Raw genomic sequence first — 22,850 nt, forward strand, 5'->3', positions numbered from 1 at the left:
GACCAATGCTACAGAATGCCTGTCACCGCGGCACAACCGCTTTCTCAGGCTTTTATTGCAAAGTGTGTTGCTCGATGAATTCCATCGGTTGCAGACCTTCGCGGCTCACGAGTCGATTCAATTCGATCCGTGGCAAGCGAACGGCCAGCAAGCTGATGCCTTCTTCGTCGTGTTCTTCTTTTTGCACAGCACCGAGTTCGAAAAACTGCGCACGCAGTCGAGCAAAACGTTGCGGCAAGCGCAAGGTGCCAACAAACAAATCACTGCCTAACAGTTCGGCCACAGCCTGCTTGAGCAGGTCCAGGCCGGTACCATCCTTGGCCGACAACCAGACCCTCTGCGGTTTGCCATCGGCATCGCGCTGGATCTGCGGCTCAACACCCTCGAGCAAATCGAGTTTGTTGTATACCTCAAGGATCGGCAAGTCCTGTGCCCCGATCTCCCCGAGCACCACCATGACTTGTTCAATCTGGGCCATCCGCTCAGGCTCATGCGCATCGATCACGTGCAGCAGCAGGTCGGAGTTGCTCGACTCTTCGAGCGTAGCCCGAAATGCCTCGACCAGTTTGTGCGGCAAGTGACGAATGAAACCCACGGTGTCGGCCAGTACGATCGGCCCGAGGTCATCGAGTTCGAGTCGGCGCAAAGTCGGGTCGAGGGTAGCGAATAACTGGTCGGCGGCGAAGACGTCGGAATCGGTGACCGAGTTGAACAGCGTCGATTTGCCGGCGTTGGTATACCCCACCAGTGAAACCGTCGGGATGTCAGCACGTTTGCGCCCGCGACGAGATTGCTCGCGCTGGCTGCGGACCTTTTCCAGGCGCCCCTTGATCTGCCGCAGGCGAACCCGCAACAGGCGCCGGTCGGTTTCCAGCTGGGTTTCACCCGGGCCGCGCAGACCGATACCGCCCTTCTGCCGCTCAAGGTGAGTCCAGCCACGAACCAGCCGCGTACTCATGTGTTCAAGCTGGGCCAGTTCAACCTGGAGCTTGCCTTCATGGGTGCGGGCGCGTTGGGCGAAGATATCGAGAATCAAACCCGTGCGGTCAATCACGCGACACTCGAAAATACGTTCGAGGTTACGTTCCTGACTGGGCGTGAGGATGTGATTGAAAATCACCAGATCGACCTGTTCGGCGCTGACCAGGTCGCGTAATTCTTCGACCTTGCCACTGCTAATCAGGGTTTTGGCGGTTGGCCGATGACGCGGCACGTTAAAAAACGCGACGGTCTCGGCGCCAGCCGAAATTGCCAACTCCTGAAACTCCTGCGGATCTTCGCGCGCCTCAGGGTCCTGACCATCCAAGTGAACGAGAATTGCCCGTTCACCACCACCGTGGCGCTCAAAGAACAAAGGAGACTCCTATCAGGCGTTACCTGGCTCAGCGTCACCTGCTTCGGATTCGGTTGCGCTAGGCAGACGAATTGGACGAACCGGCACCACTGTAGAGATAGCGTGTTTGTAAACCATTTGGCTAACGGTGTTTTTCAGCAGGATAACGAACTGGTCGAAAGACTCGATCGTGCCTTGCAGTTTGATCCCGTTGACCAGGTAGATGGAAACCCCCACTTTCTCTTTACGTAAAGTATTCAAGTAAGGGTCTTGTAGCGAATGCCCTTTTGACATGTGCCGCACTCCTTTAAGGATTCAATATAAAAAATAGGTAAACAGATGGCTTGGGGCCGTCACACCCCCAAGGATAGACGGCAATTGCAAGGACTCAGCTCAATATGGAGATGGTCCCAAGGTATTTCAAGGCGCGCGGCAGATTGTCGCAATCGAGGCTGTCCAACCAGTGTAAATCAGCCCAACTGCGTAGCCAGGTGAACTGGCGCTTTGCCAATTGGCGCGTGGCAATGATTCCACGCTCCTGCATCTCGGCTTGCGTCAGCTTGCCATCCAGGTAATCCCAGACTTGTCGATAACCTACAGCACGTATAGACGGCATCCCCGAATGCAGGTCACCTCTATTTCGCAGGGCTACGACCTCGTCGATGAATCCCTGTTCCAACATATTTGTGAATCTTTGTTTAATACGCTCGTGCAGTACCTGGCGATTTGCCGGAGCGATGGCCAAGTTCGCGACAGTATAGGGCAATTGTTGCAGTCCCGAAGCGGCTGCTTCAGTACTTTGCGCAGATTGTCGCAAGCGTAGCTCAGTCATGCTCTGACCACTGACGCGATAAACTTCCAGCGCTCGACTGAGGCGCTGTGGATCGTTCGGATGAATTCGCGCTGCGGATTGCGGATCGATGATCGCCAATTGATCGTGCAGGGCTTGCCAGCCAAGGCGTGCAGCCTCTTCTTCGATTTGCGCGCGCACGTCCGGATCGGCCGCCGGCATGTCGGCCAGACCTTCGAGCAAAGCCTTGTAGTAGAGCATTGTGCCGCCTACCAGCAGCGGAATTTTGCCCCGCGCGGTGATCTCGGCCATGGCCTGGAGCGCATCACGACGAAAATCAGCAGCCGAATAACTTTCGGCCGGGTCGAGAATATCGATCAATCGATGTGGGAATTCGGCCAGAATTTCTTTGGAAGGCTTGGCGGTGCCAATGTCCATGCCACGGTAAACCAGCGCCGAATCGACGCTGATCAGCTCGCAGGGCAGGACCTTGGTGAGTTCGATGGCCAGGTCGGTCTTGCCGGCAGCCGTCGGCCCCATCAGGAAAATCGCAGGAGGGAACTGGCTCATCAACGACCGCGCAAAAACAGTTTGTCCAGATCGTCCAGGCCCAATTGGGTCCAGGTCGGTCGGCCATGGTTGCATTGACCGCTGCGTTCGGTGTTTTCCATGTCCCGCAGCAGACCGTTCATTTCCGGCAAGGCCAGACGCCGATTCGCGCGAATCGCGCCGTGGCAGGCCATGGTGCCGAGCAGTTCGTTCAGATGTGCCTGAATCCGGTCGCTGGTGCCATATTCCATCAAATCCGCCAGAACGTCGCTAACCAATCGATTGGCTTCAGCCTGTTTCAGCAACGCGGGGATTTGCCGGATCGCCAGCGACTCCGGGCCCAGACGCTGCAACTCAAAGCCCAGCCGCTGGAACCACGCGACATGTTCTTCAGCACAATCGGCTTCGCGCTGACTGACCGCCAGGGACTCCGGCACCAACAGCGGCTGACCACTCAGGCCTTCGCTGGCCATGGCGATTTTCAGGCGTTCGTACATGATCCGCTCGTGGGCGGCGTGCATGTCCACCAGCACCAGGCCTTGGGCGTTTTCCGAAAGAATATAGATGCCCTTGAGCTGCGCCAACGCGTAACCCAGCGGCGGAATGTCGTCCTGGCCGGCCGGGAGCGCTACCGCATTGGCTTCGGGCAACGGCGCGAAGAACTCACGGTAGGCCGCTTGAGCTTCGGCGACGGGTACTCCGGACTGAGGCCGCGGCGAGTACTGATACTGATAACCGGCACCAGCGCCCGAGCCAGCCGGCGTGTTGAACGACGGTTGTGCCTGAGGCTGTTCCAGCAGCGCATTGGCCGCCAGACGCATTTCGCCCTGCGGACCGAACTCACCGGCGTCGAGCCCGGTTGGCCGGACAATGGCCGTCGCGACAGGCGCGGCCAGATGATCTTCCGGCCGCACATCGCCGAGGGCGCGGTGCAAAGTGCCATAGAGGAAATCGTGAACCATGCGCCCGTCACGGAAACGTACTTCGTGCTTGGTCGGGTGCACGTTGACGTCGACGCCCGCCGGATCGACTTCGAAAAACAGCACGAACGTCGGGTGCCGACCATTGAACAGCACATCGCGATAAGCCTGGCGCACCGCGTGGGCCACCAGTTTGTCGCGCACGGCACGGCCATTCACAAAGAAATATTGCAAGTCTGCCTGGCTGCGGTTGAAGGTCGGCAACCCGACCCAGCCCCACAAGTGCAAACCATTGCGCTCGATCTCGATCGGCAGCGCCTGCTCCAGGAAACCCGCACCGCAAATCGCCGCTACACGCCGGGCGCGGGCCGCATCATCGTGGGCCTCGTGCAGGCTGAGGATGGTTTTGCCGTTGTGGCGCAGATGGAACGCCACGTCGAACCGCGCCAGCGCCAGACGTTTGATCACTTCTTGCAGGTGATCGAATTCGGTTTTTTCGGTCTTGAGAAACTTGCGGCGCGCCGGGGTATTGAAGAACAAATCGCGCACTTCCACCGAAGTCCCCACCGGATGGGCTGCCGGTTGTACGCGAGGCGCCATGTCCCGGCCTTCGGTTTCCACCTGCCAGGCCTGATCGGCATCGCGAGTGCGGGACGTCAGGGTCAGACGCGCCACGGAGCTGATGGAGGCCAGCGCCTCACCACGAAACCCCAGGCTCATCACCTGCTCAAGGTCTTCCAGGTTACGAATCTTGCTCGTGGCATGACGGGCCAGGGCCAGGGGCAGGTCATCGGCAGAAATGCCGCTGCCATCGTCGCGAACCCGCAGCAACTTGACGCCGCCCTGCTCCACATCGACATCGATACGTTTGGCACCGGAGTCGAGGCTGTTCTCCAGCAACTCCTTGATCACCGAGGCCGGGCGCTCAACCACTTCACCGGCGGCAATCTGGTTCGCCAGCCGCGGGCTGAGCAGTTCGATACGCGCAGTGTTGGTCAGCACCTGATTCATTCTTTGGCCGCCAGTTCAGTGCCGGGAATGGTCAATGTCTGACCAATCTTCAGCTCGTCGCTCTTGAGGTTGTTGGCGCTGCGCAAGGTGGCCGGGGACACCTGATAGCGCACGGCGATCATCGCCAGGGTTTCGCCGGGATTCACGCGATGGTCACGCGGGCCCTGGGCGATCTTGCCGGAATCTCGCAGCCAGGCAATGTAGGTGCCCGGCGGTGGATTCTGTTGGAAGAACTGCCGCACACCGCTGCTGATGGAACGCGCCAGCGCCTGCTGATGGTTCGCTGCGGCAAGCTTGGAAGCTTCGTTGGCGTTGGAGATAAAACCGGTTTCCACCAGGATCGACGGGATGTCAGGCGACTTCAGCACCATGAACCCGGCTTGCTCCACGCGCTGTTTGTGCAGCGGCGTGACGCGACCGATGTTGCTCAAGACTTTCTGGCCAACGTTGAGGCTGGATGTCAGGGAAGCAGTCATCGACAGATCGAGCAGTACGCCGGCCAGCATGCGGTCCTTGTCATCGAGGCTGACGTTGCCGGCACCGCCGATCAAGTCGGATCGGTTTTCGCTGTCGGCCAGCCAACGGGCGGTCTCCGACGTAGCGCCGCGATCGGACAGGGCGAACACCGATGCTCCGAACGCGGCGGCCGAAGGCGCGGCGTCGGCGTGGATCGAAACGAACAGGTCAGCGCCCTTCTTGCGGGCGATTTCGGTACGGCCGCGCAACGGAATGAAGTAATCGCCAGTACGCGTCAGTTCGGCGCGGAAGCCTTTCATGCCGTTGACCTGTCGCTGCAGTTCACGGGCGATCGCCAGCACCACGTCTTTTTCACGCTGACCGCGAGAACCCGAGGCACCCGGGTCTTCGCCACCGTGGCCGGCATCGATCACCACAATGATGTCGCGCTTGCCGGCCGGGGCTGGTGGCAGTTTGACCGGCGGATCTACCGGAGTGACCGGCACCGGGGCCACTGTGACAACGTTGGTCGGTACAGGAATTGGCGCAGCATCGGCGGCGTTATCGAACAGGTCGACCACCAAGCGATTACCGTATTGGGCGTTGGGCGCCAAGGTAAAACTTTTCGGCGTGACGGCCTTTTTCAGGTCGATGACCACTCGCAGGTCGGTCGGCGTACGTTGAGCCGAGCGCATTGCGGTGATCGGAGTATTCGAGGTATTGACGTTCAGCGGCGACCCCAGAGATGCGCCATTGATGTCGATCACCAGCCGGTCCGGGGAGGACAGGGTAAAGACACTGTGCTGGACGGGCCCTGTCAGGTCGAACACCAGTCGCGTGTTGTCCGGCGCCCGCCACAGGCGAACACTGTTGACCTTCGTCTCGGCCACAGCGTCGACGGTCACCGCCAAAAACAACAATCCTACGGCAGCAACCAACGCGCGAAAGCGCATACCTAACCCCATCATTTAATTGGATTCCAATGCCAAAGCGGCACACCACAACTCGCCACGCGAGCCCTGGGGCAAAATTTTCAGCGAACGCCCGCTGTCTTGCGGGCTAATGGTAATGGTCAGGTCGGGCTTTGGCAAAAAGCCTGCACCGTTCCGGGGCCATTCGATCAGGCACAGAGCATCGTCTTCGAAATAGTCGCGGATGCCGAGGTACTCCAACTCCTCTGGATCGACCAGTCGATACAGGTCGAAATGGAAGGCGCGGACCTCCCCAATCTCGTAAGGCTCGACCAGGGTGAAGGTCGGACTTTTTACCGCGCCTGTATGCCCCAGGCCACGAATAATGCCTCTGGACAGCGTGGTTTTCCCGGCGCCCAGATCTCCCTCGAGAAAAATCAGACCGTGCCCTTCAGTGGTTTGTGCGATGCGCGCACCAAACGCGGTCATCGCCTCTTCATCAGCCAGGTACAGGGTTACTTCAGACACGGTGCTTGCTCCTCCAACAACTGACGAATGGCTGGAATCAGATCACTGGCCGCCAGCCCACGGCCGAATTCACCTTGTTGCGCGCCGGCATTGGCGTGCAGCCAGACCGCCAGGCACGCCGCGTCGTACGCGTCCATGCCCTGGGCGAGCAAGGCACCGACCAGACCGGCCAGCACATCGCCCAAACCGGCAGATGCCATGGCCGGATGGCCCTGATGACACAACGCCAGACGCCCGTCGGGGCTGGCGATCAAACTGCCGGCACCCTTGAGGATCACCACCGCTGTGTATTTTTTGCTCAATGCATGGGCAGCGGCCGGACGATCGGCCTGAACCTCGGCCGTCGATACCCCCAGTAATCGCGCCGCCTCGCCAGGGTGCGGCGTGATAACACAACGTGCGGGCAAACTCACGCCACCCTCGGCCAACAGGTTCAACGCATCGGCGTCCCAGACTTGCGGCAGCGGCGCATTGGCCGCGGCCGACAATAGACTGCGCCCCCAAGCGGCCTGCCCCAGCCCCGGGCCGACGACCAGCACCGTGACCTTCTCAAGCAGCCCCATCAATTGATTGGCCGACGAAATGCCGAGCACCATCGCTTCAGGCAAACGCGCCAATGCAGCCGGAACATGCTCGCTGCGAGTGGCCACGGACACCATCCCGGCGCCGCTGCGCAAAGCACTTTGTGCACCGAGCAGGATGGCGCCGCCAAAACCGCGATCACCGCCGATCAGCAATACGTGGCCAAAGCTGCCTTTGTGGGAAGTGGGAGCGCGACCGGTCAGACGCGGCGCATTACCAGCCGTCAAGCGACGAGCACTGACCGTGGCCCCGATAAACGTCTCTGGAGCGGCCTGCAGATCATTGAATACCAAATCGCCAACCACATCGGCAGCGCTACCGGTGAACAGACCCAGCTTCAAACCGATGAACGTCACCGTCAGGTCCGCTCGAGCCGCAATGCCGAGCTGACGCCCCGTATCAGCGCACAACCCCGAAGGGATATCCACCGCTGCAACCGGTAGCCCACTGGCATTGATCGCGGCGATGACACTGGCGTATGGCTCGCGCACTTCACCGGTCAGGCCGGTGCCGAGCAAGGCATCCAGCACAACGCCGCGTAATTCGCAGTGCGCGTTCCAGTCTTGAATGGCAACGCCCTCGGCTACTGCCTCGGCATGGGCCGATGCGGCATCGCCCTGCAAACGCCCGGGATCACCGGCGGCCAGCACCCGCACGTGCCAGCCGGCACGTCGGGCCAGCACGGCCACCAGGTAACCGTCGCCCGCATTATTGCCGTGGCCGGCCACCACGCTCAATTCGTGCGCCGTCGGCCAATGACGGACCAGCGCGCGCCAGGTCGCTCGCGCCGCACGCTGCATCAATTCGAAGCCCGGTGTACCGGCCGCAATCAGGCTCGCATCGAGCCCTCGGACTTGCGCGGCGCTATACAGCGCGTCGGGTAATTCATCTTTAGTGTGCGGCATGCGTCTTCAGGCTCCGATGTCTGGCAGAATTATACGCACCTCAGCTCCGGTTTCTCTCGCCTCATGCCCGCTATTACTACAGACCTGCCCGCTCTTGCCCAATCCATCAAGGACTGGGGCCGCGAGCTGGGCTTTCAGCAAGTCGGCATCAGCGGCCTCGACCTGGCCGAGCATGAGCAGCACCTGGAGCGCTGGCTCGAAGCCGGCTACCACGGCGAAATGGAGTACATGGGCGCCCATGGCAGCAAACGCTCACACCCGGAAGAGCTGGTGCCCGGCACACTTCGCGTCGTTTCCCTGCGCATGGACTACCTGCCGGGCGACACCGAAATGGCCAAACGCTTGGCCGAACCGGAAAAAGCCTACGTCTCGCGTTATGCCTTGGGCCGCGATTACCACAAATTGATCCGTAAACGCGTGCAACAACTGGCGGAAAAAATTCAGGCGGTGATCGGTCCGTTCGGCTACCGCGCCTTTGTCGACAGCGCCCCGGTGCTGGAAAAAGCCATCGCCGAACAGGCGGGCTTAGGCTGGATCGGAAAAAATACGCTGGTCTTGAATCGCAAGGCCGGCAGCTACTTCTTCCTCAGCGAACTGTTCGTCGACCTGCCGCTGCCGGTCGACCCGCCCCACACCACCGAACACTGCGGTCGCTGCACTGCCTGTCTGGACATCTGCCCGACCAACGCCTTCGTTGGTCCGTATGTACTGGACGCCCGGCGCTGCATTTCCTACCTGACCATCGAACTGAAAAGTGCTATCCCCGAAGATTTGCGGCCATTGATCGGCAATCGGGTATTCGGTTGCGATGACTGCCAGATCGTCTGCCCGTGGAACCGCTTCGCCCGACCTTCCGGCGAAAGCGATTTCAAACCCCGGCATAACCTGGACAACGCGGAGCTGGCGGAACTGTTCATGTGGGATGAGGACAAGTTTCTAAGCAGCACCGAGGGTTCACCGCTCAGACGCGCGGGTTACGAGCGTTGGTTGCGCAATCTGGCGGTCGGTCTGGGTAATGCGCCGTCGAGTATTCCGGTGCTGGAAGCGCTGAAGGCACGACGCGAACACCCTTCAGAACTGGTCCGCGAACACGTCGAATGGGCCCTGAAACAACACGGTCTGGCGTAGGAGCTGCCGCAGGCTGCGATCTTTTGATCTTAAAAAATCAACGTCAAAAGATCGCAGCCTGCGGCAGCTCCTACCGATATGAGTACATCCTGGGGATAAGGGGTATTTCGTGAGGGTCAAGCCTCGTCGTTATAAACGAACTTGGGCATTTCCCAATGGAAACGGATCGCCAGCAAACGCAGCAGGAAGCCGCCGAACAGGGTGATCAGGATTGACTGTTCGCCGGGTAATTGCAGGTAGATGCAGAGCAGATAGCACCACGCCGCTGCAAAAGAGACGCTGGCGTAGAGCTCGCGGCGGAAGATCAGCGGGATGTCGTTGCAGAAGATGTCCCGCAGGATGCCGCCAAATACCCCGGTGATCACGCCGCTGACCGAAGCCACCAACATGCCGTGGCCCATTTCCAGGGCCGTCATGCAGCCGATCAGGGTGAACGCCACCAGGCCCACCGCGTCGAGCACCAGAAACAGCGAACGCAGGTGGCGCATCCAGCGGGCGATGAAGATCGTCAGCATCGCCGCGACGGAGGTCAGCACCAGGTATTCCGGGTGTTTGACCCAGGTCAGCGGGTAGTGGCCGAGCAGCACGTCACGCACCGAACCGCCGCCCAATGCGGTGACGCACGCAATCAGCACCACGCCAAACCAGTCCATGCCGCGACGGCCCGCAGACAGGGCGCCAGTCATGGCCTCGGCAGTAATGGCGATCAGGTAGAGCATCAGCAACATGGTGGCGGTCCTTGCAGGAAGGCGCGCAGTCTACCCACTTCACCGAAGCACCAAAAGAGGGCAGCTCCTACAGAGGGAGGACCGTGGCGCGCAATCAGAACTTAATGAAATTCTTACGATAGTGCTGCAGCTCGGCGATCGATTCGCGGATGTCGTCCAGGGCCAGGTGGGTGCTGCCCTTTTTGAAGCTGTCGCGTACGTCCGGTGCCCAGCGCGCGGCCAGTTCTTTAAGGGTCGACACGTCGAGGTTGCGGTAGTGGAAGTAGCTTTCCAGCGACTTCATGTGGGTATAAAGGAAGCGACGGTCCTGGCAAATGCTATTGCCACAGATCGGCGACTTGCCCTTCGGCACCCATTTTTCCAGGAAGGCGATGGTCTCGGCTTCTGCTTCGGCCATGCTGATACGGCTGTCGCGAACCCGTTGGGTCAGCCCGGAGCCGCCATGCTGACGGGTATTCCACTCGTCCATGCCGGCGAGGATCTCGTCGCTGTGATGGATGGCGATCACCGGACCTTCGGCCAAGGTGTTCAAATCACTGTCGGTGACGATGGTGGCCATCTCGATGATGACGTCGGTATCAGGGTTCAGACCGGTCATTTCCAGGTCGATCCAGATCAGGTTCAGCGGGTTTTGCATGAGTCGGCTCCTCGGCGTAGGTACGCAGTTTAGCCTAGGGAGGCCCCCGGGGCGTGCTAAACTCGCGGCCGTTTTACCTAATCGCTGCATTCTCGATACGGAACACCCATGGCCAAACGCCAACTCAATCGTCGTCAAAACTGGCGCATCGAAAAGATTCAGGGCGAGCGCGCTGCCCGCGCCGCCAAACGCGAGTCCTCGGCTGTCGAGGCACTTGAAGGCGGCGACCTGGGTCCGGAACAGACGGGCCTGGTGATCGCGCACTTCGGCGTGCAGGTTGAAGTCGAAGCCCTCGATGGCGAGCTGGCCGGCCAGGTATTCCGCTGTCACTTGCGCGCCAACCTGCCCGCGCTGGTGACCGGCGATCAGGTTGTGTGGCGTGCCGGCAACCAGGGCATCGGCGTGATCGTGGCGCAACTGCCGCGCAACACTGAGCTCTGCCGTCCGGACAGCCGTGGCCAACTCAAGCCGGTGGCCGCCAACGTCGACATGATCGTTATCGTCTTCGCGCCGCTGCCCGAGCCTCACGCCAACCTGATCGACCGTTATCTGGTAGCTGCGGAACACGCGGGTATTCGGCCTTTACTGTTGCTGAACAAATTCGACCTGATCGACGAGCAGAACGCCCCGGCGTTGAACGCCTTGCTAGCGGTTTACCGCACGCTGGGTTACCCGGTGCTGGAAGTGTCGGCCCACCACGGCAATGGCATGGAACAGTTGCAGAAGCAGCTGGACGGGCACATCAGCGTATTCGTCGGCCAGTCCGGTGTCGGCAAGTCGTCGCTGGTCAACAGCCTGCTGCCGGAAGTCGACACCCGCGTCGGCCCGCTGTCCGAGCTGTCGGGCCAAGGCACCCACACCACCACCACCGCGAGACTGTTCCACTTCCCTGGTGGCGGTGAGTTGATCGACTCCCCGGGTATTCGGGAATTCGGCCTGGGTCACGTCAGCCGCGCCGACGTCGAAGCCGGTTTCATCGAGTTCAACGACCTGATCGGCACCTGCCGTTTCCGCGACTGCAAGCACGACCGCGAGCCGGGTTGCGCCCTGCTCAAGGCTCTTGAAGAAGGCCGCGTGCAGCAGCAACGGATGAACAGCTACCGCTCGATCATCGCCAGTTTGCCTGAAAGCAGCTATTAAACAGACGTGCCAACCGCCCCTGACTATTACGGGGCGGTAGGTCGTTCGTGGCGTCCTACAAAAACTCCCTCAGTTAAACGTCAGACCTCTCTGTAAGGCTTCTTCGCGCCTGCCTGAAGGACACGTCTCTTTAACCGCCAAGGCCTTGTTGCGGCCACTCAAGTGCATACATTCAAGCCCTCATCGCATTTCTGGCGATACCGAGGGACAGCCATGCAAACCTATCATTTGTTCATCAGCCACTCGTGGAACTACCCCCACGCCCACGACAACCTCGTGCGTCTGCTCAACGCTAAACCCGGCTTCACGTTCAAGAATTTTTCGGTGCCACCGGACAACCCGATCATCGGCGCGAAAACCGACAAACAACTAGAAGAAGCCATCGAAAACAAGATTCGGCTCTGCTCGGCAGTACTGATCATGGCGGGGATGTATTCGACCTACAGCAAGTGGATCAACAAGGAAATCGAGATCGCCAAGCGCATGAACAAGGTGATCATCGCGGTCAAGCCGTTTGGTGCGGAGCGGATTTCCACAGTGGTACGCCGGGCGGCGCACGCGGAGTGTGCGTGGAACACCAACAGCATCATCAGTGCCATCCGCACTCACGCGGCGGGCTGAACCATGCGCAAGGGACTGTTCATCGGCATTAATAACTACAGCCACGTTTCACAATTGAGTGGTTGCAACAACGACGCGATGGCCATGGCTTCGGTGCTGAAAACCGACGCCAATGGCGATCCGAACTTCAAGAACCTGGTCCTGACCTCCGCCGAAGATTATCTGAGCCGCGAAAAGCTCGAAGGGCATATCCAGGAATTGTTTTCAGGCGATTGCAGCGTTGCACTGCTTTACTTCGCCGGCCACGGCAACTTCGACGTCGATACGGACGAAGGCATGCTGATCCCCCAGGACTACAAATCCGCCAAGGATGGAATTCGCATCAGCGACATCCTGAATTGGGCGACCAAAGCCGTAAAAATCAAAAACAAAGTGATTATTCTCGACTGCTGCCAGGCAGGCTCGGCGGGCGAAGTGAGGGCGCTGCGCAGCGAAAGCAGCATGGTGTGCGAAGGCATGACCATCCTCACCGCGTGCAAAAAGGAAGAGCCGGCGATGGAAGGCGCCAACCACGGCGTCTTCACGGGGCTATTGCTGCAAGCCCTGCACGGCGGCGCTGCGAACATCCTGGGGAAAATCACGCCCGGCAGCCTCTACTCATTCGTCGACAACGCTCTCGACGCGTGGGAACAGCGCCCGGTGTTCAAGACCAATGTGTCGCAGTTCATTTCATTGCGAGAAGTCTCCCCGCTGATCCCCAAAGAGATTCTGCGCAAACTGCCCGACTGGTTCGAAGAGGCGGAATCAATGTTCGCGCTCGACCCCAGCTACGAACCTACCGAAGCCACGTTCGACCCGGAGCACGGCGAAGTCTTCTCCCAACTGCAAAAGTGCAACCGCCACAGCCTGATCGAACCGGTGGACGCCGAACACATGTACTACGCCGCCCTCCATTCCACCGGTTGCCGCCTCACCGCCCTCGGCGCCTATTACCGCGAACTCGCGATCAAGGGACATTTTTGATGCCAGTGTTTATCAGCTACCGCCATACCGATCGGTCCCACGCCATCGCCATCAGCACCCGCCTGATTAAGGCCAACATCAAGACCTACTTCGACGTGCTGGATCCGGAATCACAGACCACTGACGACATCACCGGGGTCATCACCCGCAACATCACCGAGTGCACGCATCTGCTGGCGATAGTCTCGGACAAGACCGCTCTGTCGTGGTGGGTGCCGTTCGAAATTGGCGAAGCGACCATCAGCCATCGGCGGATATGCTCATTCAAGACCGGCCCTACGGAACTGCCGCTGTATCTCGATAAATGGCCAAAGCTCAGCACCGACAAGGATCTGGAGTTTTTCATTGATGCCTATCGCGAAGAAGTGGCGACCAAGCGTTCAATGACGCTGGGCTCGATCAACGAATCCCTTTATCGAACCTATAGAGGCAATGCCGAGCTGTTCCACGACCAGCTCAAGAACCGCATTCGACGGGGTTTCTGACAGGTGCAAAAAAAGCCGCGATGATCGCGCAATGCTGTTCACCTAAGAGAGTCTTGAGTCAGTGAGAAACCTGTGGCGAGGGAGCTTGCTCCCGCTTGAGTGCGCAGCGCTCACAAAAATCGGCAATGCAATGGTTGTCAGATTTTTTGGGGCCGCTACGCAGCCCAGCGCGAGCAAGCTCGCTCGCCACAAAGGTAGGTATGACTGCAGCGCGATCCTGATTCCTTGTTTTTTTACCGCCAGCAGCGTCATGCCTTCGCACGAACAAAAAAGCCGCGATCATTCGCGGCTTTTTCGTGGATCACTGCTTGACCGGATCACCCGGTTTCGGCGCAGGATCATCAAACAGATTCAACCGCTCACGAAGCTCATGAGCCGGCAGCGGTTCCTTATCCGCCGGCAAGGCGTTCGGATCGGCTGACGGCGTGGGCACTTCGCCTGGGCCACCCTGTCCTTGCGTCGGCACTGGCGCAGGTTCCGCACCTTGCGAACCTTCGATGGCACGCTGGGCTTTCTTGGTCAGTACGATGATGTCGATGCGGCGGTTGACCGGGTTGAACGGGTTCTCCCGGTCGAACAGCGCCGACGAGGCATAACCCACGACTCGCGCTACCTGAGAGTCCGGATAGCTGCCGGCGATCAATGCACGGCGGGCCGCGTTGGCACGGTTGGCCGAGAGTTCCCAGTTGCCGAAGTCGCCGGCGCCTGAGTACGGCTTGGCATCGGTGTGACCGCTGATGCTGATCTTGTTCGGCACCGCTTTGATGGTGTCAGCCATGGCCAGCAGGATGTCTTCGAAATACGGCTTCAGACGCGCACTGCCGGAGTCGAACATCGGGCGGTTCTCGGCGTCCACGATCTGGATGCGCAAACCGTCCTGGGTGATCTCGAAAAGGATCTGGTCCTTGAACTTCTGCAGCTGCGGATTTTCTTCGACCTTGTTCTGCAACTCTTGCAGCAGCAGTTCCAGACGCTCCTTCTCGACCAGCTCGGCCATGCCTTCGACCTGCTCGGAGTCGATAGTCACCTTGTCCGGCTGAGGCTGGGATTTCACCTCGGGGTTGAGGGTGTTCTCCGGCGCCAGGGTCGGCGAGCCGCCCAGATCGATGATGTACGGCGTGCCGCTTTCGCTAAAACCGACCGGATCCTTGAAGTAACCGGCGATGGCGATCTTTTGTTCCGGCGTTGCCGTGGACAACAGCCACAACACCAGGAAGAACGCCATCATCGCCGTCGCGAAGTCCGCGAAGGCGATTTTCCAGGAGCCCCCGTGATGCCCGCCCGCGTACTTTTTGACGCGTTTGATGATTATCGGCTGGTTATTTTCCATGACTTAGCGACCGCGAACCGCTTGTTCCAGCTCAGCGAAGCTAGGACGGTGCGCCGGGTACAGAACCTTGCGACCGAATTCCACTGCCAGCGATGGCGGCATGCCGGAAGCCGAAGCCACCAGCGAGGCCTTGATGGCTTCGTAGACGTTCAGTTCTTCCTTGGCATCGTGACCCAGGGCGTGGGCCAGCGGGCCAAAGAAACCGTAGGCTGCGAGAATACCGAAGAAGGTACCTACCAGAGCCGCACCTACGTGCAAGCCAATCATTTTCTGGTCGCTTTCACCCAGGGAAGCCATGGTCACCACGATACCCAATACCGCCGCGACGATACCGAAACCCGGCATGGCATCGGCGATGCCGTTGACTGCGTGGGAGGGGTGATCCAGGTCTTCCTTGAGGCTGGTCAGTTCCATGTCGAACAAACCTTCAAGCTCATGGGGAGCCATGTTGCCGGAGGACATGATGCGCAGGTAATCGCAGATGTACGCAGTCATGCGGTCATCTTTCAGGACCGCCGGGTACTTGGCGAAGATCGGGCTCGCGGCGGCATCTTCGATGTCACCTTCGATTGCCATCATGCCTTCGCGGCGGCTCTTGTTAAGAATCTCGTAAATCAGCCCCAGCACTTCCAGGTAGAAGGTGTGGTTGAAACGCGAACTGAACATACTCAAGGACTTCTTGAGCACGTGCATCGTCATATGACCGGGGTTGGCCTGCAGGAATGCACCAAGGGCCGCGCCGCCGATAATCATCACCTCGAAAGGCTGGATGAGGGCGGCAATCTTGCCGTGGGAAAGCACGTATCCGCCGAGCACGCTCGCGAATACGACGATGATGCCGATAATTTTAGCCATAGGTAGGAGAGCACTTACTGAGTCGGGTTCAAGGTCATATTCGGAAGTTAAAAAATCTCTTCTTCTCCTTATCGGCAAAACTGCGCCAGACTATAGCCAGTTCAATCGAAAAGCTAATTTAGCCCGCGCCGGGCACAGGTAATGCAGACAATGATCGCGTGCAACCATGGCTAACGAAACGAACGTCCCAACGCCAAAACCAACCACGCTCGAAGGCTGGGTCAAGCTTCTCGATGGTGTACGCCTGCCGGTTCCGCAAGCCAGTCACGACCAAGTCTGCAAAGCCATCCGAGATAACCGTAGTTCGCTGCGAGACATCGCCGAACTGATGCAGAACAGCCCGGCTCTTGCCTTGAGCGTGATTCGCGAAGCCAACCGCCATACTCATGGCAGCATGACCGAGCCCGCTGAAAATCTTGAAGTGGCGATCAATCGGCTCGGTTTGAAACGCACCGAAGAATTGCTCGAGCGCCTGCCCGCCGAACCCCAATTGCAGATACCTGTCGCCTTGCGCCAGCTTCAGTTGATCAGCCAGCACGCCACCCAACAGGCCAATGGTTTTTTTGCCGGTCGCCTGGCGCGGTTGTGGCAGGACATCCACTGGGGCAGCCTGCTGTTTCTTTCGCCACTGTGGCCCATGGCGTTGACCCATCCGCAGTTGCTTGAAGAATGGGAGCTGCGGGTCATCTATAAAGGCGAGTCGGCGCGCAAAGTCGAAAAGCAATTGTTCGGCGTGCGCCTGCTGGAAATCTGTCTGGCGCTGGTGGACACCTGGCGTTTGCCGATCTGGGTGCAGCAGGGTTATCGGCTGCTGCGCAGCGAACAACGCGAGCTGGTGAAAGTGCTGCGCATCGCGCGTGACAGCGATCACCCGCTACGCCAACAGAACCGCCTCGATGACGACCCGACGCTACGGCGCTGGCTCAATCAGCCCGCCAATACCGTGCTGCTGGCCAACGGTCTGGCGTTGTCGGCACAACAGGCCTGGGACAGTCCCCACTGTGAACGCTGGCAGTTCCTGACCAGCCTTTACCTGCAAATACCGATGGATGAGGTGCAACAACAATTGCACCAGCAAGCCGCCAATAGCGCCCGCCAACACGCCATGCCGGACCTCTGGCATCCGGCCGAAGCGCTGATCTGGCCGTCGGGCATAAACCGTGCTCACGCCGGTTTGCTGCCGGCCCCGGCGCCGACCGCAGAAGACCTGGCGAAGTGGCGCAAGCAATGTGCCGAACTGCTGGTGGAGCCGAGCCCTTTCACCAATGCCATGCACTTGACCACATCGGCCCGAGACGCCCTGGTGGCGTGTGGGATGCGGCGGGTGATGATCCTGATGGCCGACCGCACGCACGCTAATCTGCGTGTGCACCAGACTGCCGGGTTGCCCAAAGAAGTGGCCGGCCTGAACCTGGTGGTCAGCCAAAGCACCGTGCTGCAGCGCCTGCTCGCGCAACAGGCCCAGGTGCGCCTGGCGCCGTCCAACAACGCACAATTCTCGGCCCTGTTGCCGGCCAGCCTGCGTAAACAGTTCAGCGGTGAGCACTTGCTGCTGCGTTCCCTGGTCAACAACGGTCGAGTGATCATGATCGTGGTGGCGGATCAGGGCGGCGGGCCGTTTTCGGAAATTACCGTGCAGGCTTTTGGCAAAACCGCGCAATGCATCGAAAAAGCCCTGCACAGCTTTAGCCAGCGCTAGGGCCAACCACCAGGGCCTGTTTTCAGTTTTTTCCTATGCCGAAATAACTGATAACAGGCCCTCATGACGCTGCGCTACAATCCTCCCCTTTGTGCTCTGGAGACCTCACATGTCTGACTTCTCTGGCTTGGCGCTGGTGATCGAGCCGAGCGACCTGCTCCCGCGTCTCGACTCCCGCGAACTGATTCTGGTAGACCTGACCAGCAGCGCCCGCTATGCCGCAGGGCATATCCCCGGGGCACGCTTTGTCGATCCAAAACGTACTCAACTGGGTCAGGCACCTGCGCCGGGCCTGCTACCGACCCAGGCCACGCTTGAAGCATTGTTCGGCGAACTGGGGCACAACCCCGATGCGGTCTACGTCGTCTATGACGACGAAGGCGGCGGTTGGGCCGGGCGCTTTATCTGGCTGCTGGATGTCATCGGCCACAGCAAGTATCACTATATCGATGGCGGCCTGCCGGCATGGCTGGCAGAAGGCTTGCCGATGTCGATCCAGATCCCGCCTGCGGTCGGTGGCCCGGTCGCCCTGACCCTGCACGATGAACCCATCGCCACCCGCGAATACCTGCAAAGCCGCCTCGGTGCCGCTGACCTGGCGATCTGGGACGCACGTGGGCCGCTGGAATACTCCGGCGAGAAAGTGCTGGCCGCCAAGGGCGGGCACATTCCTGGCGCGGTCAATTTCGAGTGGACAGCCGGTATGGATCAGGCGCGCAACCTGCGCATCCGCACCGACATGCCGAAAATCCTGGAACAACTCGGCATCACCAAAGACAAAGAAGTCATTACCCACTGCCAGACTCACCACCGTTCTGGCTTCACGTATCTAGTGGCCAAGGCGCTCGGTTATCCGCGAGTCAAAGGCTACGCCGGCTCTTGGGGCGAATGGGGCAACCATCCCGACACGCCCGTAGAGATTTAAGGTTTTTTAAGGACAGTTAATGAAGAAGCGTTTGTTTATCCTCAGCCAATACCTGCTGCCTCACCACTTGATCTCGCGACTGGCTGGCTGCATTGCCGAATGCCGCGTGCGCTGGTTCAAGAATGCCTTCACTGCGTGGTTCGCCAAGCGCTATCAGGTGGATATGTCTCAGGCGCTGGTCGAAGACCTGACGGCTTACGAGCATTTCAACGCGTTCTTCACTCGCGCCTTGAAAGACGGCGCTCGCCCACTGGACCAAACCCCCGGCGCGATCCTCAGTCCGGCCGACGGTGCCGTCAGCCAGCTCGGCCCGATCGAACACGGTCGTGTTTTCCAGGCCAAGGGCCACAGCTTCAGCGTGCTGGAACTGCTCGGTGGTGACGCAGCCAACGCAGCGCCATTCATGGGCGGTGATTTCGCCACCATTTACCTGTCACCCAAGGATTACCACCGTGTGCACATGCCGCTGGCCGGCACTCTGCGCGAGATGGTCTACATCCCCGGCCGGATCTTCTCGGTCAACCAGACCACCGCTGAAAACGTACCGGAACTGTTTGCTCGCAACGAGCGTGTGGCGTGCATTTTCGATACCGAGCGCGGGCCGATGGCCGTGGTGCTGGTGGGCGCGATGATTGTGGCGTCGATCGAAACCGTGTGGGCCGGCTTAGTGACACCGCCCAAGCGCGAACTGAAAACCTTCCGTTACGACGAAGCGGCCCGTGCGCCGATCCATCTGGAGAAAGGCGCGGAATTGGGTCGCTTCAAGCTCGGCTCTACGGCAGTCGTGCTGTTCGGGCCGGATCAAGTGAAATGGGCTGAAGGGCTGGGCGCCCTTTCGCCAGTGCAGATGGGCCAGGGCATCGGCTTGCCAACCGCCTGATCCCGGACCCGCCGCCCGGGTTGTCTTCCGGGCGGCGCATTCCCCTGTAGGAGCTGCCGAAGGCTGCGATCTTTTGATCTTGATCTTCGGCAGCTCCAAACTGTCAAAAAGCAAAATCAAAAGATCGCAGCCTTCGGCAGCTCCTACGCGGGCCAGTGCGGCGTAAACATCGCGACACCTCCTCCCGCGCTCATAGCTGCTACAGTCAAGTCATTCACTGCCCATTTCCCGGTCGGAGTTTGTCTACGGCATGAATGAGACCAATCCTGTCCTGCTGCTACGCGCACCGATCCCGACGCAGTCGCGTCTGTCTTTCTGCGAAGCCACGCCTCGCGATCTCAAGCGCTGGATCGCCAACCTGCCCAAAGCCAACATCGGCGAAACCGCTCGCCAGTTGTATCAAGGCTTGAGCGAACTCAACCAACTGCTCACACCCAGCGACAATCGTCTGCAACTGCTCGAACTGCTGCGGCCCGAGGTGTATTACGTCTGCAAGCACCTGGAGCGGCATTTCCTGCATCAGGCGATTGTGCTCGACGAGCGCTCGCGCAAGATCGCCAACCTTTGCCAGGCGCTGCAGAGCCACTTGGCGATCGGCTACAAGCAAATCATCATCCGCATCACACCGCGCTTCAGCAAGGACCGTGCGCCGCTGCTGACCCAGGCTTTGCAACGGGCAATCCATTGCCTGAACGGCGCGTTGATCCGCGCCACTGAACTCTATTGTCCAGTGCCCGAAAGTCTGTGGCTCGAGTTACATCAGCTGTACCGGATTGGCTGTCAGTTCCAACTGCAACATTTGAGCGTGCGCGATGAACTGGCCAGTCAGACGCAAAGCCTGAGCATCGAGCAAACCTACGTCGTCGCCCTCCTGCTGGAGGCTTCACGCTGCAATCAACTGCGCCAGAGCCAGATCGCCCGACTCGCGGAGGTGCTCGAACCCTGGAGCCAGTGGATCAAGCTGCAACCGGCCAAACCGGACAATGGGCTGTTTGCCATCGCCCCGGATCTCGACACCGGGCCACGTTACCGCTCCAAATTCCTCGCCGAACAACAGGAGAGCTTGCTGGGGATTGACCCGCAACCTCTGGTCGCGGCCATCGAAACCCATCTGCAACAGTCAGCCGACAAGGCATCGCCGCTGCCCGTTCCGACGGGGCTGAATCTGGATACGCTGCAACACCTGCATGCCGCCTGGGGCCAGGCCGCCGAGCGCAGTTTCCAGCGCACTGTCGGCCACGGCACGTTGACCCTGTGCGTGGGCATGAGCGCATTGCATTTTTATCTCGGCGGGCAACGCTCGTTCAACGACATCCTGAAGAAACCCGGCGCCCGCCCCGCCCAGTTCTCGGCTACCGACCCGACAAGTCGCGCCAAAGACCAATGGAGCCAGGCCTTCGACGCCGCCCCCCATGGCACCACAGATACGCTGCTGCCTTACGAAGAGATCGAATACCCGCACCTTCAGAACGATGACAGCCACGAGGCGGCCGACCGCCAACAGCATTTCCCGACCTATGCGCTGCCGGTGATCAATCACAGCCCTGGCGGCTATTGCCTGGCTTGGCCCGGCGCCGTGCCCGCCGAGCTACAGGCTGGCGAAATGGTCGGTATCGAGGATGCTGCCGGTCAAGGCTGGAGCATTGCAGTGGTGCGCTGGATCCGCCAGGTGCGGGGCGGCGGCACGCAGATGGGTATCGAGCAAGTCGCGCCTTGCGCCGAACCCTGCGGTCTGCAACTGATGCGCTCCCACGACGAGCACAGCCAGTACTTGCGTGGGCTTCTGCTGCCTGCCATCAGTGCCATCGACCTGCCGGCCACCCTGCTAACACCTCGCCTGCCGTTCCAGGAAGGCAATAAGGTGCTGATCAATACCAACGGCGAGGAACGCCGGGCCGGACTGGAGCGTCGGGTGGCGAGTACCAACAGTTTCAATCAGTTTGCCTACCGTTCGCTTGAGACAGCCAGAAACGAAAACGCCGCAGGGAGCGGCGCGGTCGGGGCAGTGGAAGAGTTTGATTCGTTGTGGAAGTCGCTGTGAGCGTGAGTCCACGAAACCGCGGCGCGCCCAATCGCGGGCAAGCCCGCTCCCACAGGGTCTGCACTATCCTTGTGGGAGCGGGCTTGCCCGCGAAGAGGCCCGCCCAGACAACCTGAAACTCAGAGCTGCCCGTCGCGATCCCGGAAGCCCAGCAGGTACAGCACGCCATCGAGCCCAAGGGTGGAAATCGCCTGCTTCGCCGATTGCTTGACCAGCGGCTTGGCACGGAACGCCACGCCCAGCCCGGCAATCGCCAGCATCGGCAGATCGTTGGCACCGTCACCGACGGCAATCGTCTGCTCCAGACGCAAACCTTCCTTATGCGCCAGCTCACGCAGCAGATCAGCCTTGCGTTGCGCATCGACAATCGGCTCGACCGCCACGCCAGTCACCTTGCCGTCGACCACTTCCAGTTCGTTGGCAAACACGTAGTCGATGCCCAGCTTGGCCTGCAGTTGTTTGGCGAAGTAGGTGAAGCCGCCCGACAGAATCGCTGTCTTGTAGCCCAGTCGCTTGAGTTCGGCGAACAGGGTTTCGGCGCCTTCGGTCAGGCGCAGCGAGGCGCCGATGGAATCCAGCACGCTGACGTCCAGCCCTTGCAGCAAGGCCAGGCGCTCTTTGAAGCTGGCGCGGAAGTCCAGCTCGCCGGACATTGCCCGCTCAGTGATCGCGGACACTTGGTCGCCCACACCAGCAGCCTTGGCCAGTTCGTCGATGACTTCGGCTTCGATCAGCGTCGAATCCATGTCGAACACCGCCAGACGGCGGTTACGACGGAACAGCGAATCTTCCTGGAAGGCGATGTCGACGTTCAGTTCTTGAGCAACGCTAAGGAATTCGGCCCGCAGCGCTTGCGGATCCGCCGCCTCGCCGCGCACGGAAAACTCGATGCAGCCCTTGCCCTTGTCGGCCGGGGTGTCCAGCGGCATGCGCCCGGACAGGCGATCGATATGATCGATGTTCAGGCCATATTTGGCGGTGATCGAACTAACGCGCTGTAATTGCTCGGCGGTCACTTTGCGGGTCAGCAGGGTGACAATGTGGCGTTTCTTGCCCTGATTGCCGACCCACAGCTGGTAATCCTCTTCGGACACGGGCGTGAAACGCACCTGCTGCTCCAGCTTGTAGGCCGTGAACAGGATGTCCTTGAGCACTGAGCTACCTTGTTCGGTATCGGGAATTTCAACCAGGATGCCAAACGACAGGGTGTCGTGGATCACCGCCTGACCGATGTCGAGAATATTCACACCACCCTGGGCCAGAACACCGGTAATGGCCGCAGTCAGACCCGGACGGTCGACTCCCGTGATGTTTATCAGGACAATTTCGCGCAAGGCGCACCCCCGCAGGTGGAAAAAAACCGCATTCTACCCATTTTCAGTGACCATCGGGCACCGTGAGCGCTTTGACGGCCTAGGGCCTGTCGCTATACT

General features: G+C 60.0%; 21 protein-coding genes. 9 read left to right on the forward strand and 12 right to left on the reverse strand.

The window, feature by feature from the left end; all coding sequences use genetic code 11:
* Nucleotides 1–52: 52 nt before the first annotated feature.
* The 7 genes from hflX to F6R97_RS11855 form a co-directional block, all read right to left on the reverse strand.
* Entirely contained in the window at nucleotides 53–1,354 is a 1,302-nt protein-coding gene (hflX, locus tag F6R97_RS11825; protein ID WP_008009827.1) for a ribosome rescue GTPase HflX, read from the reverse strand.
* A 12-nt stretch (nucleotides 1,355–1,366) separates the two neighbouring features.
* Nucleotides 1,367–1,627, reverse strand: a complete 261-nt coding sequence (gene hfq / locus F6R97_RS11830; protein ID WP_007902656.1) for an RNA chaperone Hfq — start codon at nucleotides 1,625–1,627, stop codon at nucleotides 1,367–1,369.
* A gap of 94 nt (nucleotides 1,628–1,721) precedes the next feature.
* Nucleotides 1,722–2,693, reverse strand: a complete 972-nt coding sequence (gene miaA / locus F6R97_RS11835; RefSeq protein ID WP_038978710.1) for a tRNA (adenosine(37)-N6)-dimethylallyltransferase MiaA — start codon at nucleotides 2,691–2,693, stop codon at nucleotides 1,722–1,724.
* Nucleotides 2,693–4,603 carry a DNA mismatch repair endonuclease MutL gene (mutL, locus tag F6R97_RS11840; protein WP_409999794.1) on the reverse strand — a complete coding sequence of 637 codons (1,911 nt, stop codon included), beginning with the start codon at nucleotides 4,601–4,603 and terminating at the stop codon, nucleotides 2,693–2,695. Before mutL ends, miaA begins: the two co-directional genes overlap by 1 nt.
* On the reverse strand, nucleotides 4,600–6,027 hold the full coding sequence (locus F6R97_RS11845) for an N-acetylmuramoyl-L-alanine amidase (protein ID WP_048396139.1): 1,428 nt from the start codon (nucleotides 6,025–6,027) through the stop codon (nucleotides 4,600–4,602). The genes mutL and F6R97_RS11845 overlap by 4 nt, the downstream gene beginning before the upstream one ends.
* Nucleotides 6,028–6,498, reverse strand: coding sequence for a tRNA (adenosine(37)-N6)-threonylcarbamoyltransferase complex ATPase subunit type 1 TsaE (gene tsaE / locus F6R97_RS11850; RefSeq protein WP_038978707.1), 471 nt, complete (start codon nucleotides 6,496–6,498; stop codon nucleotides 6,028–6,030). It lies immediately after the preceding gene.
* A complete protein-coding gene (locus F6R97_RS11855; protein ID WP_315866583.1) occupies nucleotides 6,486–7,985 on the reverse strand; it encodes an NAD(P)H-hydrate dehydratase in 1,500 nt (499 codons plus the stop codon). The genes tsaE and F6R97_RS11855 overlap by 13 nt, the downstream gene beginning before the upstream one ends.
* Before the next feature lie 63 nt (nucleotides 7,986–8,048).
* On the opposite strand from F6R97_RS11855, the gene queG reads away from it, so the two are divergent.
* Entirely contained in the window at nucleotides 8,049–9,113 is a 1,065-nt protein-coding gene (queG, locus tag F6R97_RS11860) for a tRNA epoxyqueuosine(34) reductase QueG (protein ID WP_315866584.1), read from the forward strand.
* Between the two features lie 116 nt (nucleotides 9,114–9,229).
* Here the strand turns inward: queG and F6R97_RS11865 are convergent, their stop codons facing one another.
* The gene (locus F6R97_RS11865) at nucleotides 9,230–9,841 is read right to left on the reverse strand and encodes a trimeric intracellular cation channel family protein (protein ID WP_007902638.1); all 612 of its coding nucleotides are present in this window, start codon (nucleotides 9,839–9,841) and stop codon (nucleotides 9,230–9,232) included.
* Between the two features lie 94 nt (nucleotides 9,842–9,935).
* Complete coding sequence (gene orn, locus F6R97_RS11870) at nucleotides 9,936–10,478, reverse strand: oligoribonuclease (protein ID WP_315866585.1); 543 nt, start codon at nucleotides 10,476–10,478, stop codon at nucleotides 9,936–9,938.
* 108 nt (nucleotides 10,479–10,586) lie between these two features.
* Here orn and rsgA point away from each other — a divergent pair, with 108 nt between their 5' ends.
* The 4 genes from rsgA to F6R97_RS11890 all read left to right on the forward strand — a co-directional run bounded on the left by rsgA (nucleotide 10,587) and on the right by F6R97_RS11890 (nucleotide 13,687).
* Nucleotides 10,587–11,618, forward strand: coding sequence for a small ribosomal subunit biogenesis GTPase RsgA (gene rsgA, locus F6R97_RS11875; protein ID WP_315866586.1), 1,032 nt, complete (start codon nucleotides 10,587–10,589; stop codon nucleotides 11,616–11,618).
* Between the two features lie 213 nt (nucleotides 11,619–11,831).
* On the forward strand, nucleotides 11,832–12,239 hold the full coding sequence (locus F6R97_RS11880; RefSeq protein ID WP_315866587.1) for a TIR domain-containing protein: 408 nt from the start codon (nucleotides 11,832–11,834) through the stop codon (nucleotides 12,237–12,239).
* A gap of 3 nt (nucleotides 12,240–12,242) precedes the next feature.
* Entirely contained in the window at nucleotides 12,243–13,202 is a 960-nt protein-coding gene (locus tag F6R97_RS11885; protein ID WP_315866588.1) for a caspase family protein, read from the forward strand.
* The gene (locus F6R97_RS11890; RefSeq protein WP_315866589.1) at nucleotides 13,202–13,687 is read left to right on the forward strand and encodes a toll/interleukin-1 receptor domain-containing protein; all 486 of its coding nucleotides are present in this window, start codon (nucleotides 13,202–13,204) and stop codon (nucleotides 13,685–13,687) included. Before F6R97_RS11885 ends, F6R97_RS11890 begins: the two co-directional genes overlap by 1 nt.
* A gap of 301 nt (nucleotides 13,688–13,988) precedes the next feature.
* On the opposite strand, the gene motB is transcribed toward F6R97_RS11890, so the two are convergent.
* Nucleotides 13,989–15,017 carry a flagellar motor protein MotB gene (gene motB, locus F6R97_RS11895; protein WP_048396135.1) on the reverse strand — a complete coding sequence of 343 codons (1,029 nt, stop codon included), beginning with the start codon at nucleotides 15,015–15,017 and terminating at the stop codon, nucleotides 13,989–13,991.
* A gap of 3 nt (nucleotides 15,018–15,020) precedes the next feature.
* Nucleotides 15,021–15,872, reverse strand: coding sequence for a flagellar motor stator protein MotA (motA, locus tag F6R97_RS11900; protein WP_038978700.1), 852 nt, complete (start codon nucleotides 15,870–15,872; stop codon nucleotides 15,021–15,023).
* A gap of 166 nt (nucleotides 15,873–16,038) precedes the next feature.
* On the opposite strand from motA, the gene F6R97_RS11905 reads away from it, so the two are divergent.
* From F6R97_RS11905 to F6R97_RS11920, 4 genes are all read left to right on the forward strand, one after another.
* A complete protein-coding gene (locus tag F6R97_RS11905) occupies nucleotides 16,039–17,571 on the forward strand; it encodes an HDOD domain-containing protein (protein WP_315866590.1) in 1,533 nt (510 codons plus the stop codon).
* A 109-nt stretch (nucleotides 17,572–17,680) separates the two neighbouring features.
* The gene (locus F6R97_RS11910; RefSeq protein WP_038978698.1) at nucleotides 17,681–18,496 is read left to right on the forward strand and encodes a rhodanese-like domain-containing protein; all 816 of its coding nucleotides are present in this window, start codon (nucleotides 17,681–17,683) and stop codon (nucleotides 18,494–18,496) included.
* A gap of 19 nt (nucleotides 18,497–18,515) precedes the next feature.
* On the forward strand, nucleotides 18,516–19,376 hold the full coding sequence (asd, locus tag F6R97_RS11915; RefSeq protein WP_038978697.1) for an archaetidylserine decarboxylase: 861 nt from the start codon (nucleotides 18,516–18,518) through the stop codon (nucleotides 19,374–19,376).
* A 250-nt stretch (nucleotides 19,377–19,626) separates the two neighbouring features.
* The gene (locus F6R97_RS11920) at nucleotides 19,627–21,417 is read left to right on the forward strand and encodes a hypothetical protein (RefSeq protein ID WP_038978696.1); all 1,791 of its coding nucleotides are present in this window, start codon (nucleotides 19,627–19,629) and stop codon (nucleotides 21,415–21,417) included.
* Nucleotides 21,418–21,536: 119 nt separating this feature from the next.
* Here F6R97_RS11920 and serB read toward each other — a convergent pair whose 3' ends face one another.
* Complete coding sequence (serB, locus tag F6R97_RS11925; protein WP_038978695.1) at nucleotides 21,537–22,751, reverse strand: phosphoserine phosphatase SerB; 1,215 nt, start codon at nucleotides 22,749–22,751, stop codon at nucleotides 21,537–21,539.
* Nucleotides 22,752–22,850 lie beyond the last annotated feature (99 nt).

This window comes from Pseudomonas sp. JV414 (genome assembly GCF_032424305.1).
Taxonomy (GTDB): domain Bacteria; phylum Pseudomonadota; class Gammaproteobacteria; order Pseudomonadales; family Pseudomonadaceae; genus Aquipseudomonas; species Aquipseudomonas lini.

Bases quoted from the DNA above. Each gene is read 5' to 3' on its own strand.
- hfq (WP_007902656.1), bottom strand. From the start codon at position 1,627: ATGTCAAAAGGGCATTCGCTACAAGACCCTTACTTGAATACTTTACGT.
- miaA (WP_038978710.1), bottom strand. From the start codon at position 2,693: ATGAGCCAGTTCCCTCCTGCGATTTTCCTGATGGGGCCGACGGCTGCC.
- mutL (WP_409999794.1), bottom strand. From the start codon at position 4,603: ATGAATCAGGTGCTGACCAACACTGCGCGTATCGAACTGCTCAGCCCG.
- F6R97_RS11845 (WP_048396139.1), bottom strand. From the start codon at position 6,027: ATGATGGGGTTAGGTATGCGCTTTCGCGCGTTGGTTGCTGCCGTAGGA.
- F6R97_RS11855 (WP_315866583.1), bottom strand. From the start codon at position 7,985: ATGCCGCACACTAAAGATGAATTACCCGACGCGCTGTATAGCGCCGCG.
- queG (WP_315866584.1), top strand. From the start codon at position 8,049: ATGCCCGCTATTACTACAGACCTGCCCGCTCTTGCCCAATCCATCAAG.
- F6R97_RS11865 (WP_007902638.1), bottom strand. From the start codon at position 9,841: ATGTTGCTGATGCTCTACCTGATCGCCATTACTGCCGAGGCCATGACT.
- orn (WP_315866585.1), bottom strand. From the start codon at position 10,478: ATGCAAAACCCGCTGAACCTGATCTGGATCGACCTGGAAATGACCGGT.
- rsgA (WP_315866586.1), top strand. From the start codon at position 10,587: ATGGCCAAACGCCAACTCAATCGTCGTCAAAACTGGCGCATCGAAAAG.
- F6R97_RS11880 (WP_315866587.1), top strand. From the start codon at position 11,832: ATGCAAACCTATCATTTGTTCATCAGCCACTCGTGGAACTACCCCCAC.
- F6R97_RS11885 (WP_315866588.1), top strand. From the start codon at position 12,243: ATGCGCAAGGGACTGTTCATCGGCATTAATAACTACAGCCACGTTTCA.
- F6R97_RS11890 (WP_315866589.1), top strand. From the start codon at position 13,202: ATGCCAGTGTTTATCAGCTACCGCCATACCGATCGGTCCCACGCCATC.
- motB (WP_048396135.1), bottom strand. From the start codon at position 15,017: ATGGAAAATAACCAGCCGATAATCATCAAACGCGTCAAAAAGTACGCG.
- motA (WP_038978700.1), bottom strand. From the start codon at position 15,872: ATGGCTAAAATTATCGGCATCATCGTCGTATTCGCGAGCGTGCTCGGC.
- F6R97_RS11905 (WP_315866590.1), top strand. From the start codon at position 16,039: ATGGCTAACGAAACGAACGTCCCAACGCCAAAACCAACCACGCTCGAA.
- F6R97_RS11910 (WP_038978698.1), top strand. From the start codon at position 17,681: ATGTCTGACTTCTCTGGCTTGGCGCTGGTGATCGAGCCGAGCGACCTG.
- asd (WP_038978697.1), top strand. From the start codon at position 18,516: ATGAAGAAGCGTTTGTTTATCCTCAGCCAATACCTGCTGCCTCACCAC.
- F6R97_RS11920 (WP_038978696.1), top strand. From the start codon at position 19,627: ATGAATGAGACCAATCCTGTCCTGCTGCTACGCGCACCGATCCCGACG.